14 protein-coding genes and 1 pseudogene are annotated in these 15572 nt (G+C 66.6%); 9 read left to right on the top strand and 6 right to left on the bottom strand.

Annotation, left to right across the window (positions count from 1 at the left end; all coding sequences use genetic code 11):
• The first annotated feature begins 37 nt into the window (after positions 1 to 37).
• Positions 38 to 1219, top strand: a complete 1182-nt coding sequence (locus tag GKE62_RS03810) for an RsmB/NOP family class I SAM-dependent RNA methyltransferase (protein ID WP_154691081.1) — start codon at positions 38 to 40, stop codon at positions 1217 to 1219.
• A 31-nt stretch (positions 1220 to 1250) separates the two neighbouring features.
• Entirely contained in the window at positions 1251 to 1808 is a 558-nt protein-coding gene (locus GKE62_RS03805; protein WP_230206898.1) for a tetratricopeptide repeat protein, read from the top strand.
• Positions 1809 to 1960: 152 nt separating this feature from the next.
• Here GKE62_RS03805 and GKE62_RS18780 read toward each other — a convergent pair whose 3' ends face one another.
• Both GKE62_RS18780 and GKE62_RS18775 read right to left on the bottom strand, forming a co-directional pair.
• Positions 1961 to 2461: an RNA pyrophosphohydrolase gene (locus tag GKE62_RS18780; RefSeq protein WP_255453567.1), complete on the bottom strand. Its 501-nt coding sequence runs from the start codon at positions 2459 to 2461 to the stop codon at positions 1961 to 1963.
• Entirely contained in the window at positions 2458 to 3432 is a 975-nt protein-coding gene (locus tag GKE62_RS18775) for an alpha/beta hydrolase (protein WP_230206897.1), read from the bottom strand. Before GKE62_RS18775 ends, GKE62_RS18780 begins: the two co-directional genes overlap by 4 nt.
• Before the next feature lie 195 nt (positions 3433 to 3627).
• On the opposite strand from GKE62_RS18775, the pseudogene GKE62_RS03795 reads away from it, so the two are divergent.
• Both GKE62_RS03795 and GKE62_RS03790 read left to right on the top strand, forming a co-directional pair.
• Positions 3628 to 5605 (top strand): annotated as a pseudogene (locus tag GKE62_RS03795) (2-oxoacid:acceptor oxidoreductase subunit alpha).
• Positions 5602 to 6642, top strand: a complete 1041-nt coding sequence (locus GKE62_RS03790) for a 2-oxoacid:ferredoxin oxidoreductase subunit beta (protein ID WP_154691079.1) — start codon at positions 5602 to 5604, stop codon at positions 6640 to 6642. Before GKE62_RS03795 ends, GKE62_RS03790 begins: the two are co-directional and overlap by 4 nt.
• On the opposite strand, the gene GKE62_RS03785 is transcribed toward GKE62_RS03790, so the two are convergent.
• Positions 6639 to 7403, bottom strand: coding sequence for a phosphatase PAP2 family protein (locus tag GKE62_RS03785; RefSeq protein WP_154691078.1), 765 nt, complete (start codon positions 7401 to 7403; stop codon positions 6639 to 6641). The genes GKE62_RS03790 and GKE62_RS03785 overlap by 4 nt on opposite strands.
• Before the next feature lie 95 nt (positions 7404 to 7498).
• On the opposite strand from GKE62_RS03785, the gene GKE62_RS03780 reads away from it, so the two are divergent.
• Together GKE62_RS03780 and GKE62_RS03775 are read left to right on the top strand one after the other, a co-directional pair.
• On the top strand, positions 7499 to 8878 hold the full coding sequence (locus tag GKE62_RS03780; protein ID WP_154691077.1) for a deoxyribodipyrimidine photo-lyase: 1380 nt from the start codon (positions 7499 to 7501) through the stop codon (positions 8876 to 8878).
• Between the two features lie 47 nt (positions 8879 to 8925).
• Positions 8926 to 10215, top strand: a complete 1290-nt coding sequence (locus tag GKE62_RS03775; RefSeq protein WP_154691076.1) for a cyclopropane-fatty-acyl-phospholipid synthase family protein — start codon at positions 8926 to 8928, stop codon at positions 10213 to 10215.
• A 3-nt stretch (positions 10216 to 10218) separates the two neighbouring features.
• Here the strand turns inward: GKE62_RS03775 and GKE62_RS03770 are convergent, their stop codons facing one another.
• The 3 genes from GKE62_RS03770 to purF form a co-directional block, all read right to left on the bottom strand.
• Positions 10219 to 10572, bottom strand: a complete 354-nt coding sequence (locus tag GKE62_RS03770) for a PilZ domain-containing protein (protein ID WP_154691075.1) — start codon at positions 10570 to 10572, stop codon at positions 10219 to 10221.
• Between the two features lie 82 nt (positions 10573 to 10654).
• Positions 10655 to 11386, bottom strand: a complete 732-nt coding sequence (locus GKE62_RS03765; protein ID WP_154691074.1) for an SDR family NAD(P)-dependent oxidoreductase — start codon at positions 11384 to 11386, stop codon at positions 10655 to 10657.
• A complete protein-coding gene (purF, locus tag GKE62_RS03760) occupies positions 11386 to 12855 on the bottom strand; it encodes an amidophosphoribosyltransferase (RefSeq protein ID WP_154691073.1) in 1470 nt (489 codons plus the stop codon). The genes GKE62_RS03765 and purF overlap by 1 nt, the downstream gene beginning before the upstream one ends.
• 147 nt (positions 12856 to 13002) lie before the next feature.
• On the opposite strand from purF, the gene GKE62_RS03755 reads away from it, so the two are divergent.
• From GKE62_RS03755 to GKE62_RS03745, 3 genes are read left to right on the top strand one after another with little or no spacing between them, the layout of a single operon-like run.
• On the top strand, positions 13003 to 14244 hold the full coding sequence (locus tag GKE62_RS03755) for a lipoprotein-releasing ABC transporter permease subunit (protein ID WP_154691072.1): 1242 nt from the start codon (positions 13003 to 13005) through the stop codon (positions 14242 to 14244).
• The gene (locus GKE62_RS03750; protein WP_370516055.1) at positions 14237 to 14932 is read left to right on the top strand and encodes an ABC transporter ATP-binding protein; all 696 of its coding nucleotides are present in this window, start codon (positions 14237 to 14239) and stop codon (positions 14930 to 14932) included. Before GKE62_RS03755 ends, GKE62_RS03750 begins: the two co-directional genes overlap by 8 nt.
• A complete protein-coding gene (locus tag GKE62_RS03745; protein WP_154691071.1) occupies positions 14929 to 15417 on the top strand; it encodes a glutathione peroxidase in 489 nt (162 codons plus the stop codon). Before GKE62_RS03750 ends, GKE62_RS03745 begins: the two co-directional genes overlap by 4 nt.
• The last annotated feature ends 155 nt before the right edge of the window (positions 15418 to 15572 follow it).

The following is a 15572-nucleotide window of genomic DNA, read 5'->3' as shown; positions in this document are numbered from 1 at the left end:
CGAGCGAAGCCGAGACATTTCGCGCGGCGCCAGTTCGATGACCCCTGCCGCGCGCGTCCAAGGCGCGATCGACTTGCTTGACGCGATCCTCGCCGCCACAAAGCGCGGAGGAGCGTCCGCCGACCGCGTCGCGTCGGAATGGTTCAAGGCGCGGCGCTATGCCGGCAGCGGCGATCGCCGGGCGATCCGCGAACTGGCGTGGCGTGCGATCCGGGCGAGCGGCGAGCCGCCGCCGAGCGGACGCGCAGCGATGCTGCTGGTCGCGAAGGCGGACGAGCAACTTGCCACGCTGTTCGACGGCTCGAATCACGCGCCCGGGCCGATGGTCGAGGGCGAGGACATGGCCAAGGCGGGGATCGCCCCGGCGTGGCTGATCGGTGCGCTCAAGGCGTCGGGCATTCCCGGCGCCGAATTCGCTGCGCTGCTCGACCGGGCTCCGCTCGATCTGCGCGCAAACCGTCTCAAGACCACGCGCGAAGCCTTGCTTGAAGCGCTGCCGGCGCCCGGCGAGCCGATCGCCGCGGCCGAAGGCTTGCGCTTTCCCGCCGGCACCCCCGCCGAAACCTGGCCGCAGTTCGCCGAGGGCCTGTTCGAGGTCCAGGACGGCGGCAGCCAGCTCGCCTGCGCCGCGCTGCGCGTCCAGCCGGGCGAAGCGGTGGTCGATCTGTGCGCCGGGGCGGGGGGCAAGACCCTCGCGCTCGCCGCCGCGCTCGACAACCGCGGCACGCTGCTCGCCTGCGATACCGACCGCGCCCGCCTCCAGCGCCTGCCGCCCCGCGCAGCGCGCGCCGGGGCGATGGTCGAGACGCGGCTGCTCGATCCGGGCAAGGAAGCCGAGCTGCTGAGCGACTGGAGCGAGCGCGCCGATGCGGTGCTGGTCGATGCGCCGTGCTCGGGCACCGGCACCTGGCGGCGCAACCCCGAGACGCGCTGGCGCCTGCAGCCCGCCGACATCAAGCGCCACGCCGCGCTGCAAAACCGCCTGCTCGATATCGCCGCCGCGCTGGTCAGGCCCGGCGGGCGGATCGGGTATGCGGTCTGCTCGCTGCTCGATGCCGAGGGCGCAGACCAGGCCGCCGCGTTCCTGGCGCGCCATCCAGGCTGGCGTGCAGCGGACGTTAACGCGGGCGCGGGTAGGCCGCGCGGAACCGGGGTGCGGCTCACACCGTTCCACGATGGCACCGACGGGTTTTTCTTCACAGTCCTCCAGCGCCTGTGATAGCTTTGCTCGTCATGACGCGGAATTTGCGATGACCGGCGGTCAGCCCGCGCTGCCCAGCCGCTCGATGGAGTTGTTGATGCGCTATTATCCAGCCGCCCTGGCCCTGTCCGCGCTGGTCGCGGTGACCGCGAGCGTGAGCCACGGCGCCGCGCCCGATAGCCAGGACCCGCGTGCTCGCGCGTTGCTCGCCGAAGGGCGCGCGGTGCTCGCGCAGGGCAAGGCGAGTGAGGCGGCCGATGCGTTCGAGGCCGCGCTGGCAGTCGATCCGGCGTACATCGCCGCCTATCTCGCGCTGGGCGATTCCGCCCGCGCCGAAGGCCTGCAGGGCAAGGCGATCCACTATTACCGCGAGGCGCTCGAACGCGATCCCGACAACGTCGTCGCGCTTTCGGGCGAGGGCGGGGCGATGGTCGAGAAGGGCGCGGTCGAAAAGGCCCGCAAGAACCTCGCCCGGATCGAGAACCTTTGCGGCAAGAGCTGCGCTCCGGCCCAGCAACTCGCCGCTATGATCGCGCGCGGTCCGATGCCGCGGGTCATCTCCGCCGAAGCGGTTCAAGCCAAGCCGGTGATAACTTCGACGAATTGAATTGCTTTCATTCCGGATAGCCGCACCGGTCCGCTCGTGTCGAGCAGCCCGCGCAGCGGGCGACCGTCGAGACACCGCGGACCATGGTCGAAGGGAGTGGGCAATCCCTCGACTTCGCTCGGGATGAGCGGGGCGGGAAGATTATAGCCGGTTCAAATCAACCCCGCGAACTCCTCCAGCACGGCGCGATAGACGCGGCGTTTGAACGGAACGATCAGCTCGGGCAGCAGCTCCGGCTCGAGCCATTTCCATTCGAAGAATTCGGGTGGATCGTGCGCATCCAGCCGCACGTCGGCGTCCTCGCCGGTGAAGCGCATCAGCACCCAGTGCTGGCGCTGGCCGCGGTACTTGCCGCCCCACAGCTTGCCGAGGAGATCGTCGGGCAGGTCGTAGAGCAATTCCTCGCGCGTCTGGGCGATGATCGTGGCGTGATGCTCGCCGACCCCGGTTTCCTCGCCCAGCTCGCGGAACGCCGCGACGTGGAGGTCTTCGCCGTCGTCGATCCCGCCCTGCGGCATCTGCCAGCGATCACCTTCCCCCCTCGAGCCTTTTGGGGCGTCGATCCGCTGGCCGACGAAGACCTTGCCTTCGCCGTTGACCAGCATGATTCCCACGCAAGGGCGATAGGGGAGGGCCGCGAGATCGACGCTCACGCGTTCCCCAGCATCAGCCGCATCGCCGCGAAGATGCGCTGCATATCCGCCTGCGCCGACGGCAACGCCTTGCGCAGCGTGGTGAAGCCGTGGATCGAGCCCTTCATTTCGAGGAACACCACGTCCGAACCCGCGAGGATGAGCTGCGCGCCATAGACCCGGCCACTGTCGCGGATCGGATCGAGCGAGGCGGTGACCAGCACCGTCGGCGGCATCTTGGCGTGGTCGCCATGGATCGGATAGGCGCGGGTATTGCCCGGCACCGCGCCATAGCATTCGCTGAACCAGTCCATCGAAGTCTTGGTCAGCAGGTGGCCCTCGGCAAAGTCGAGCATCGAGACATGGTCGGGCTTTTCGTCGCTAAGCGGGTAGATCGGGACCTGGAGCACCACCGGCGCGGCGGCGGGGCGCTCCATCAGCGCCTGGGTCATGACGATGGTCAGATTGCCGCCCGCGCTGTCGCCGATCGGAATCAGCCCGGTCACCTTGCGGCCGAGTTCGGCGGGGCTTTCCGCCACCCACCGCGTCGCCGCCTCGCAATCGTCGGGCGCGGCGGGGAAGGCGTGCTCGGGGGCCAGGCGATAGTGGACCGCGACCACCGGCAGGTCCATTTCCGCGGCGATTTCGGTGCACAGCGCGTGGTGCGTGTCGAGATCGCCGATGGTGAACCCGCCGCCGTGGTAGAACACGATCGCCGGGCCGGGCTCGCGGGTTTCGCGCGCGTCGTAGAAGCGCAGCGGGATATCGCCCGCGGGACCCGGGCAGGTAAGGTCGCGGATCACCGCCAGCGGGCGCGGGTCGAGTTCGCCGACCGGGACCATCGCCAGATAGGCGCCGCGCGCTTCGGCCAGCGGCATCTCGTGCATCTGCGGCCCCTCGATCGAATTGAGGAAATCGAGGAAGCCGCGGACATCCGGACGGGTGTAGTGTCCGGTCTGGGTCGGGGGCTCGATTGTGGTCGTGTCGTTCACGGGGCACCTCTCGCGTTTTGCGTTCAGCTTGGCATAAGTCGCCGTGTGCAACTTGACCTAGCGCCGCCACCGGGATTTTGCTGGCTGGCGGTTTGCGCAGGGGAGAGATTTTCTTTTTGCGCGTATAAGGTGAGGGGCATAAGCGCGGCGCACATTTCCCGGCCATCGACCGGGTCGCGCCGACCGAGGTACTGAATGGCTACTGCATTTGCTCAAGACACTTCGCCGGTTTCCGGGAGGGATGACCTGCGCCCGCCCAGCGAGCGAGAACCCGATTCGGTGGTGGTGCGCTTTGCCGGGGACAGCGGCGACGGGATGCAGCTGACCGGCGGGCAGTTCACCCTGTCGACTGCGCTCAGCGGCAACGACCTGGCGACTTTTCCCGATTTTCCCGCCGAAATCCGCGCGCCGCAGGGCACTCTGTTCGGCGTTTCGGCATTCCAGATCAACTTCGGCTCGACCGATATCGAGACCGCGGGCGACGCCCCCGACGTGCTGGTGGCGATGAACCCGGCGGCGCTCAAGACCAACGTCGATGCGCTCAAGCCCGGCGGTTTGATCATCGCCGACACCGGCGAGTTTACCCGCCGCAACCTGGAAAAGGCGAAGTACGAGACCAGTCCGATCGACGACGGCAGCCTTGCCCGGTGGCAGGTGCTGGCTTTCGACATAAGCGCGCTGACGCTCGAATCGGTCAAGCCGTTCGGGCTTGGCAACAAGGAAGCGCTGCGCTGCAAGAACATGTGGACGCTGGGGCTGGCGCTGTGGATGTTCGATCGCGATCGCGCCCCGCTCGTCGATTGGCTCAAGGCCAAGTTCGCCAAGAACCCGGTGCTGGCCGACGCCAACATCGCCGCGCTCAACGCCGGGCACGCCTATGGCGAGACTGCCGAACTGGCCGGGCCGCTCAAGCAGTATCACATCGCCCCGGTCGATAGCGCGCCGGGGCTGTATCGCACCGTCACCGGGGCCGAGGCGATCAGCCTGGGTCTGGTCGCGGGGTGCCAGTTGGCTGGACTGCCGATGTTCTTCGGCGGCTATCCGATCACACCGGCCAGCGCGATCCTCCACCATCTGGTGCGGCTCAAGGAGTTCGGGATCACCACTTTCCAGGCAGAGGACGAGATCGCCGCGGTCTGCGCCGCGATCGGCGCTTCGTATGCCGGGCAACTGGGGATCACTTCGTCGTCGGGACCGGGAATCGCCTTGAAGGGCGAGGCGATCGGGCTGGGGATCATGACCGAGCTGCCGCTGGTGATCGTCAACTCGCAGCGCGGTGGACCTTCGACCGGGCTGCCGACCAAGACCGAGCAGAGCGACCTCTATCAAGCGGTCTATGGCCGCAACGGCGATCTCGCCGATCCCCGTCGTCTCGGCGCGCAGCCCCGCCGACGCCTTCGAATGCGCGATCGAGGCCTGCCGCCTGGCGGTGCAGTACATGACCCCGGTGATGCTGCTTACCGACGGCTACATCGCCAACGCCGCCGAGCCGTGGAAAGTGCCGGATCCTTCGGCTTTCACGCCGTTCCCGGTCAGTTTTCTCGAGGAACCGAACGGTCCCGACGCATCGCTGCTGCCATATTCGCGCGACTGGAAGGGCGCGCGGCCGTGGATCAAGCCGGGCACGCCGGGCCTCACCCACCGCATCGGCGGGATCGAGAAGGCCCCCGGCACCGGCAATATCGACTACTCGCCCGGCGCGCACCAGGCGATGACCGACGCGCGCAAGGCCAAGATCGACGGGATCGCCGACGACATTCCCGAACAGGACGTCTGCCTCGGCGAGCCCGGCGGCAAGCTGGCGGTGGTCGGCTGGGGCAGCACGTTCGGCCCGATCCACCAGGCGGTCCGCCGGATGCGCCGCAAGGGCTTCGACGTCAGCCACATCCATGTCCGGCACATCTGGCCGATGCCTAGGAATTTGGACGCGTTACTAAAGGGTTATGAGAACATCCTCGTACCCGAGATGAATACCGGCCAGTTCAAGACCGTGCTCCGCGACCAGTTCTTGGTCGATGCCCGGCCGCTGACCAAGACCAGCGGCCAGCCGTTCACCATCGCGGAGATCGAGGCTGCGATCGGCACGTTCTTCGACCGCGTGCCGGGCAACGAGGGCGGCGAGGTCGATGCGGACACGACCCAATTGCCGAGCATCAAGGCGCTGAACCCATGAACGACATGACCCCCATCCCCATTCCGACCACGCTCAAGGATTGGGAATCCGACCAGGAAGTTCGCTGGTGCCCGGGCTGCGGCGACTATGCGATCCTCAAGGCGGTGCAGCGCACGCTGCCCGAGCTCGGCTGCGATCCGGCGAACACCGTTTTCGTCAGCGGAATCGGCTGCTCGAGCCGGTTTCCGTACTACATCGAAAGTTACGGCTTCCACACGATCCACGGCCGCGCGCCGGCGTTCGCGACCGGGATCAAGCTCGCCAATCCCGATCTCGACGTCTGGCTGGTGACCGGCGACGGCGACGGGATGAGCATCGGCGGCAACCATTCGATGCACATCCTGCGGCGCAACCTCGATTGCCAGATCCTGCTGTTCAACAACGAGATTTACGGGCTGACCAAAGGCCAGGCCTCACCCACCAGCCGCCTCGGCACCACCTCGCCCTCGACCCCGATGGGCTCGATCGACCGCCCTGCCAGCCCCTGCGCCTTCGCGCTGGGCAGTGGCGCACGGTTCGTCGCGCGCGGGTTCGATGTGTCGAAGAAGCTGCCCGAAGTGCTCAAGGCCGCCTACCACCACAAGGGCGCGGCGTTCGTCGAGATTTTCCAGAACTGCATCGTCTACAACAAGGACGTGTTCGACGGCTTCGCCGCGCCCAAGGGCGCCGAGGACCATCAGCTCTGGCTCGAGCACGGCGAGCCGATGCTGTTCGCCAAGGGCACCCAGGGCATCGCGCTCGATGGCGTGAGGCTGATGCTCAAGGTCGTCGATGTCGTCGACGGTGACTGGCAGGCGGCGGGGGTGATCGTCCACGACGTCAAGAACCGCTCGGTCGCGCACATGCTGGTCGAACTCGCGTTCGGGCCGTTCCCGATGGCGCTGGGGGTGATCTACGACGATCCCCGCCCGACGTTCGAAGTCGTGGTCCACGAGCAGAACGCCGAGGCGCGCAAGGGCAAGACCGCCAACCTGGCCGCATTGCTGGCGAAGGGCCAGACCTGGACCGTGGGCGAGACCGCGCACGATCCGCTCTAACCGGACAGTTCGGAGGTCGGGTCCAAGCCCTCGGCCACGGCGCTGTCCGCTGCCGCCTTGGCCGGACGATAGAGCAGCGCCGAGGCAATGAACGCCCAGCCGGCACCGCCGAGCCAGCCGGCGATGGCGTCGCTGGGATAGTGCACCCCCAGCCACACTCGGCTCAACGCGATCAGAAAGGTCAGCGCCATCGCAGCGAGGACGACCGTCGCGCGGACCGAATGGCGCGGGCTCAGCGCGGCGAACGCGAGCGCGATCGATATGTACACCACCGCGGAATTGAAGCTGTGACCGCTGGGGAAGCTCAGGCCCCCGGCGTCGGTCAGGTGGCTGACGATGGCGGGACGCGGGCGTCCGACGAACGCCTTGATCGCGCTGTTGACCGCCCAGCCGGTGGCGATCGTCAGCGCCAGCAGCGTGGCCTCGCGGCGCAGGCGCAGAAACAGCAGCGCGACCAACGCGCCCATTGCGACAAGGTTGCGCAGCAGCACGCCGCCCAGCGCGGTATAATCCCTGACCGCCTCAGCCAACCACGGAGCGCCGCGCGGGTGGAAATCCATCCCGGTCCGCCACAAACGCAGCCCCGCGGCATCGAAATCGGCTGAGTTTCCGCTCAGCACGGCCACCACCACCACCGCGAATCCGATCCAGCAAAGTGCGCCCGCGAGCAGCGCGTGTGTGGGATCGATCCGCCAGCCGCGCGCGGGGAGGGTGACGGTTTCGGCCGGGAGACCCGCCGTGGCTTGGCTCTTCGGATCCATGGGGGTCACAATCCCGAGCACGGCGCAACGTTCCGCGCGCTTGACCGTTAGCGCGGCGGCGGGAACAGCGCCATCGGTTGCCCACAGGAGTCCCGATGACTGCCCCGATTCTCGTTTGGCTGCGCCGCGATTTGCGTCTGGCCGATCAGCCCGCGTTCCACGCTGCGGCGGCGAGCGGTGCGCCCATGGTGCCGGTTTACGTGCTCGACGACGATGGCGCGGGCGATCGGGCGCTTGGCGGGGCCTCGCGCTGGTGGCTGCACCACAGCCTGACAGCGTTGGATGTGGATTTGCGCCGCGCCGGATCGCGCCTGATCCTGCGTCGTGGCGGTGCGGCACGCGAGTTGGCCGCGGTCGCCAAGGAGGCGGGCGCGCGCGAGATTCACGCCATCGTCCACTACGAGCCGTGGTGGCGCAAGGCCGAAGGTGAAGTGGCCAAAGTGCTGAACCTGCATCTTCACGACGGCAACTATCTCGCCCCTCCGGCCAGCGTGCTGACCGGAGGCGGCACCCCGTTCCGCATCTTCACCCCCTTCTGGCGCGCGCTGGAACAGGAAATGCCGCCGCCCGAACCGCTGACCCGGCCCAAGCTGACAGCACCGGCGACATGGCCCGACAGCGCCAGGCTGGAGGACTGGAACCTGCTGCCCACCGCGCCCGACTGGGCGGGAGGATTCCGCAAAGCCTGGCGGGTCGGCGAGCACTCTGCGCAGGACCGGCTTGACGAGTTTCTCGACCGCGTCGGCGACTACGAGACCGCGCGCAACCTGCCCTCGATTGACGGCTCCTCGCGCTTCTCGCCGCATTTGCACTGGGGTGAACTATCGCCGCGCCATGTATGGCACGCGCTTTCGGGCAAGCGCGGGATCGGCGCGCAAAGTTTCCGCCGCGAGCTGGGCTGGCGCGATTTTGCTCAAGGGATCGTCGCGCAGTTTCCCCGCTATGGCGAGGAGAGCTTCCGCGAAGAGCACCGCCGCCTGCCGTGGCGCGATCCGCGGGGCGAGGCGAAAGGCGACTGGGCCGCCTGGCGGCAGGGCCGCACCGGTTATCCAATCGTCGACGCGGGGATGCGTCAGCTATGGGCGACCGGATGGATGCACAACCGGGTGCGGATGATCGCCGCTTCGTTCCTGATCAAGCACTTGTTGATCGACTGGCGGCACGGCGAGCGTTGGTTCTGGGATACGCTGGTGGATGCCGACTACGGCAACAACGCCGTCAACTGGCAGTGGGTCTCGGGCAGTGGGGTCGATGCCAGCCTGTTCAGCCGGATAATGGCCCCGCTGGTCCAGTCTCCCAAATTCCAGGCGGCGAACTATATCCGCGAATGGGTGCCCGAACTGGCGGGCTTGTCGGACGACGACATTCATGACCCCGTGTTTCGTCCGACCGGGTATCCCGCGCCGATCGTCGGCCACCGCGAAGCGCGCGAGCGGGCGCTGGCCGCCTACGCCCAGGTAAAGTCTGGCGCATAAGGCATAGAGCATTGCCGCACGCGGGAGGCCGCAGCATAAGCGCGGCGATGAACGCGCAAGCACCGATCCGTGGAACTCATCTCGCCGCCGCGGGAAAGCGCTGGCGTGGCGGAACCGGGCTGCTGGCGAGGTTCGCGGCTGGCGGGTTCGGGCGCGTGCTCGACCGGATCGACCATGGGCTCGAGGCTGGATCGTTACTTGCGACCCTTCCCGACGGCACCCGGCGCCTTTTCGGCGGGCGGGCGCCTGGACCCGACGCGCAGATCGAACTGTGCCACTGGAACGCACTTTTGCGACTCGCGACCGGGGGTTCGGCTGGTTGGTACCAGGCGTGGGAGGCGGGCGAATGGGATAGCCCCGACCCGGTCCAGATATTCGCACTGTTCATGCGTAACGCCGCGACGCTGGGCGGTGTAGCGCGAGCCAAGGGTCCGTGGCGGTGGCTGCTGCGGCGACTCCATCAATTGCAGCGCAACACGCGTGATGGCGCGCAGAAGAACATCGCCGCGCACTACGACCTCGGTAACGATTTCTATCAAGCCTGGCTAGGCGCGACGATGATCTATTCTAGCGGACTGTTCGGTGCTGCCGGACAGGCTGAACCGTCGCAGCTCAGCCAGTTCTTCGCGCCGATCGACCGCGGTCAGTCGAACAAGTGCGGCGAAATCGTCCGCCGGCTCGACGGGCTGCCGATCGACCGGGCTCTGGAGATCGGCTGCGGCTGGGGCACGTTGGCGGCGCATCTGGCGGATCGGTTTGCCGCGCGGGTCGATGCGATCAGCTTGTCGGACGAGCAACTCGGATTCGCTCGAGCGAAATTCGCCGCCGAGGCCACCGTAGATTTTCGCCGTGAGGACTACCGCGATGTCACGGGTTCCTACGACGCGATCGTCAGCATCGAGATGGTCGAGGCGGTGGGCCGGGAATACTGGCCGTCGTTCTTCGATTGCCTCGACCGCTGTCTCGCCCCTGGCGGCCGCGCGGTGATCCAGTTCATCTCGATCCGCGACGAGCTCTTCGATGCCTACGCTGCCAGCGCAGATTTCATCCAAACCTATATCTTCCCCGGCGGGATGCTGATCCGCACCAGCGAGTTCCGCCGCCTCGCCGCCGAACGCGGGCTGGCGTGGCACGACCAGCTCGATTTCGGGATCGACTATGCCGAAACCTTGATGCTGTGGCGCGAAGCGTTCGACGGCGCGGTGGAGGCAGGCGATCTGCCCGCCGGCTTCGACGAGCATTTCGTGCGTCTGTGGCGCTATTACCTGATGTATTGCGAGGGCGGCTTCCGCGGCGGCGGAATCGAGGTCAGTCTGGTCACGCTTAGCCGCGAATAGGGTTCAGCAGGGCCGGAACACGCCTTCACCGCGAAACCGCGCCAGGATGTTGTCGTGGACGATCGGGCTGAGCAGGTTCTGAAACGCGCAGCCGACGATGTTGTCCTGCCACCAAACCACTTCGCCCTGGAGCGATTCGAGCCCAGGCAGGGTCAGCCATGTCAGCGAGCCGACGTGCATCCGGTTCACGCACTGTGCCGAAAACCCGCCAAGCGAGAGATCGAGCACCTGGGTCTGGAACGATCGGCCTCCCGATGGCCGTAGCGAGGCGGGAATCGAGATCCGCGTGCGCGGGGCGCAGCGGTCTTCCTGCGAGACCAGCTCGTAGCGGCTTCGCGACGTTGTCGTCGAATGCATGGCGCAGCTCCCGTACAAAGGCCTCACCGCGTGTTTACGCGCGACCCATGGCGACTTTTCTGCAATCCGGCTTACCGTGACGTTATGCGCTTTGGTTAACGCGCTCGCGGTGACCAGTAAGGAAGGGCTCGCCGAGCAGCGCGACCAGCCGTTCGGCCACTGCTTCCGGCGGTTTGACGCTGGCCGGGTCCTCGCCGGGATAGGCCCGCGCGCGCATCGCAGTGCGGGTTGCGCCAGGATCGACGATCGCGACGCGGATATGGCCGATCGCGCGGTTTTCCTCGGCATAGGCGACCAGCAGGGCTTCGAGCGCGGCTTTCGAAGCGGCGTAGGCGCCCCAGAAGGCGCGGGGAGTCTGACCGACCGAACTGGTCAGCGCGATAATCCGCGCGTCCTTGCTCGCCTTGAGCATCCTGTCGCAGTGCCCGAGCATGGCCTGCTGCGCCATTAGGTTCAGGGTCAGGGTCTTGTTGAACTCGCGCGAATCGAGTTGGGTGACGGGCGTCAATTGCGGAAAATAGGCCGCGCCCAGCACGAGGATGTCGAGCGCGTCCCAACGCTGGCCGATCCCCGCCGCCAGCCGTGCCGCGCCTTCGGGGTCGGCCAAATCGACTGGTGCGATCGTCGCTGTGCCCCCGGCCGCGTAGATCGCTTCCTCGACCGCCTCGAGCGCCTTGGCATCTCGCGACGTCAGGATCACGTGGGCGCCTGCCGCTGCCAGCGCCCCGGCGGTCGCCGCGCCGATACCCTTGCTGGCACCGGTGACGAGCGCCACTTGGCCCGAGAAGGGCCGTACCTCTTGCGGGTTCGCCATCAAGCGACCTTTTCGGCGAGCAGGCTGAGTTGGGCGGGGTTCGTGCGCTCGGCCAGATCGGTCAGGCGGGTCGGATAGTCGCCGGTGAAACAGGCATCGCAATATTGCGGCGCGCCGGACCTGCGTTGGGCTTCCCCGACCGCGCGATAGAGGCCATCGATTGATACGAATGCCAGGCTGTCGGCGATGATGAAGTCCGCCATCGCCGCCACGTCCATCCGCGCGGCGAGCAATTTGGAGCGTTCAGGGGTATCGACGCCGTAGAAGCACGAATGCTCGGTCGGCGGGCTGGCGACGCGAAAGTGGACTTCGGCGGCACCGGCGTCGCGCATCATCTGGACGATCTTGAGACTGGTAGTGCCGCGTACGATCGAATCGTCGATCAACACGATCCGCTTGCCCGCGACCAGCGCACGGTTGGCGTTGTGCTTGCGCCGGACATCGGCATTGCGCGCTCCGTCGCTGGGTTGAATGAAAGTGCGCCCGACATAGTGCGAGCGGATGATCCCCAGTTCGAACGGAATGCCCGACTGTGCGGCAAAGCCGATCGCCGCGGGAACCCCACTGTCGGGTACGGGCACCACCAGGTCCGCCTCAACCGGGCTCTCGATCGCCAGTTGCTGGCCGATCGCCTTGCGCACTTCGTAGACCGAGCGCCCATCGACGATCGAATCGGGGCGGCTGAAATACACGTGCTCGAAAATGCATGGCCGCGGCGCAGGGGTGCCGAACGGCCGGTGGCTGGTGATCTTGCCCTCCCGATCGACCTCGATCAGCTCACCAGGATCGACCGTGCGGATCAGGTCGGCCCCAACGACGTCAAGCGCGACCGATTCGCTGGCGAAAATCACCGATTCGCCCAGCTTGCCCAGCACCAGCGGGCGAATGCCCAGAGGATCGCGGCAAGCGATCATCCCGGCGGGCGTCATGCAGATTAGCGAATAGGCACCCTCCACCATCCGCAGCGCGTCGACGAAACGGTCGAGCAGGGTGGGATAGCGGCTGGTCGCGACGAGGTGGATGATGACCTCGGTGTCCGAGGTCGACTGGAAGATCGATCCCTTGCCGACGAGGTCGCGGCGCAGCGCCACCGCATTCGAGATGTTGCCGTTGTGGGCGATTGCGAAACCGCCCGAGGCGAGGTCTGCGTACAGCGGCTGGACGTTGCGCAGGCCGCTGCCGCCGGTGGTAGAATAGCGAACGTGCCCGGCCGCCATGTCGCCGGGCAGTTCGGCGAGCGCGCTGGCGTCGGAGAAATTGGCGGCGACATGGCCGATCCCGCGGCGCGAGTAGGATTCTTGCCCGTCGAAACTGGTAATGCCGACCGCTTCCTGGCCGCGATGTTGCAGCGCGTGCAGTCCAAGCGCCACCATTGAGGCTGCATCGCGAGCGCCGACGACACCGAAGATACCGCACTCTTCGCGCAGCTTGTCGCCATCCGCATCGCAGTAGGGGTGGGTGAGATTCATGCGTCCCGGGGACTCGCTACGACGCCTGCGCGCCAGCCTCGTCGGCGCCCATGTGGCGGTGAACGGCTGCGAAGGCAAGGGCGGCTTGCCCTCGCATCCCCCGCCGCCTACATCGCGCCGCACCACGCCCGCCCGGAGCGCCCGTTCTTGATCCTCACCCCGTTCGAATGGATGATCGCCAAGCGCTATATGCTGCCTGGCCGCGGCGAGGCGTTCATCGCGCTGGTCGCGGGGATCAGCCTGGCCGCTGTGATGCTGGGGGTCGCCGCGCTGGTCATCGTGATGAGCGTGATGAACGGGTTTCGCGGCGAGCTTCTCGACAAGATCGTCGGGCTCAACGGCCACGCGGTAATCCAGGCCTACGGTGGACGGCTCGACGACTGGCAGGGCATCCTTGCCCAGGTCCGCAAGACGCCGGGCGTGGTTCATGCCAGTCCGCTGATCGAACAGCCGCTGCTGGCCACCTTCAACGGTCGGGTCGAGGCGGTGCTCGCGCGCGGCAATACCGACGAGGACATCCGCACTCTCGCCGACAAGCGCATCGCCGGCAATATGGCGCAATTGGTGCCCGGATCGGGCAACGTCGCGATCGGCAGCCAACTCGCGCAGAACCTGGGCGCGCGGGTCGGTGATACGATCACGATCATCAACCCGCAGGGCCGCTCGACCCCGTTCGGCACGGTGCCGCGGCAGATCGGCTACCGCATCGCCGCCATCTTCGAGATCGGCATCTACGACTACGACCAGGGCTTTGTGGTCATGCCGATCCAGGACGCGCAAACGCTGCTGCTGACGGGCGACACCATCGGCATGATTGAGGTCAAGACCGAAGATGCCGATACCGTCGGCGAGACGCTTGCCCCGCTCAAGCGGCAACTCGCGGGTCGCGCCGAGATTTCCGATTGGAAGAAGATCAACGCCAGCCTGTTCGAGGCGCTGGCGGTCGAACGGGTGGCGATGTTCGTGGTGCTGAGCCTGATCGTGCTGGTCGCGGTGTTCAACATCCTCTCCTCGCTGATCATGCTGGTCCGCGCGAAGACCCGCGACATCGCGATCATGCGGACGATGGGCGCAACGCGGCGTAGCCTGCTCAAGATATTCGTCACGATCGGCTTCGTGATCGGCGCGCTGGGCACGCTGGCAGGGCTGATCCTCGGCGCTATCTTCCTCTATTTCCGCCAGCCGGTGGTTCGCGCGATCGAGCTGCTGACCGGACAGAACTTGTGGGATCCCTCGATCCGTTTCCTCACCGAACTTCCCAGCCGCAGCGATCCGGTGGAGATCACGACGATCGCCGTCATGGCGCTGGTGCTGAGCTTCTTGTTCACGCTCTACCCTGCATTCAAGGCGGCGAGCACCGATCCGGTGCAGGTGCTGCGCTATGAGTGACCCCCTCGCGGGAGGCGTGGATGTCGTCGTCAGGCTTACCGGCCTAAGGCGCAGCTTTGAGCAGGGCGGCATCCGGATCGACGTGCTGCGCGGTATCGACCTTGCCATCTCGCCGGGCGAGATCGTCGCGCTGCTCGGGCCTTCGGGGTCGGGCAAGTCGACGATGCTCCAGGCGGTCGGGCTGCTCGAGGGCGGATTCGAGGGCAGGATCGAGATCGCCGGGACCGATGCTTCCGCGCTCGACGGCGATGCGCGGACCACCTTGCGCCGCAACACGCTCGGTTTCGTCTATCAGTTCCACCACCTCCTGCCCGATTTCAGCGCGATCGAGAACGTCATCCTGCCACAACTGGTGGCCGATACGCCCGAGCCGGCGGCACGCGAGCGGGCGAGCGAGCTGCTCGGCGCGCTGGGCTTGAGCGAGCGCCTGACCCACCGCCCCAGCCAGCTTTCCGGCGGCGAGCAGCAGCGCGTGGCGGTCGCCCGCGCGCTCGCCAACAAGCCGCTTTTGGTGCTGGCCGACGAACCGACCGGCAACCTGGATGAGCACACCGCCGACCGGGTGCTGGCGGAGTTCTTGCGACTCGTCCGCGAAGAGGGCAGTGCGGCGCTGGTGGCCACGCACAACGAACGCTTGGCGCAGAAGATGGACCGGGTGGTGCGGCTGCACGAGGGAGTTCTGGAATGAGCGAGGCCAAGACGATTGCCGATTTCACCGCCAAGCTGCCCAACGGGGAAGAAGTCAGCTTGGCCGACAAGGCGGGCAAGGTGCTGCTGGTCGTCAACACCGCCAGCCGCTGCGGCTTCACTCCGCAGTACGACGGGCTCGAGGCTCTCTATCGCAAATTTGGCGGGCAGGGTTTCGAGGTTATCGCGTTCCCGTGCAACCAGTTCGGCGCGCAGGAACCGGGCAATGCGGAGGAGATCGCCAGCTTTTGCAAGCTGACCTATGACGTCACCTTCCCGTTGATGGCCAAAATCGACGTCAACGGCGACGATACGATTCCACTCTATAAATGGATGAAGGACGAGGCGCCGGGGTTGATGGGGAGCAGGTCGATCAAGTGGAATTTCACCAAATTCCTCATCGATCGCCAAGGCAAGGTGGTGCGCAGGTACGCGCCGACCGACAAGCCCGAGGGGATCGAAAAGGATATTACCAAGCTGCTGTAAAATTAGCGAAAAAGTCCCGCTCGCGTCGAGCAGTCCGCGATGCGGAAGGTCGTCGAGACACTGAGCGTTCCGTCCAAACTTACGCGGAAATTGCTCCACTACGCTCGGGTGAGCGGACTTGGTCGGTGGCTTTGATTGACGTGGACAGTGTGGCG

It is taken from the genome of Novosphingobium sp. Gsoil 351 (assembly GCF_009707465.1).
GTDB lineage: Bacteria > Pseudomonadota > Alphaproteobacteria > Sphingomonadales > Sphingomonadaceae > Novosphingobium.
This window is presented reverse-complemented; position numbering and strand designations above follow the sequence as displayed.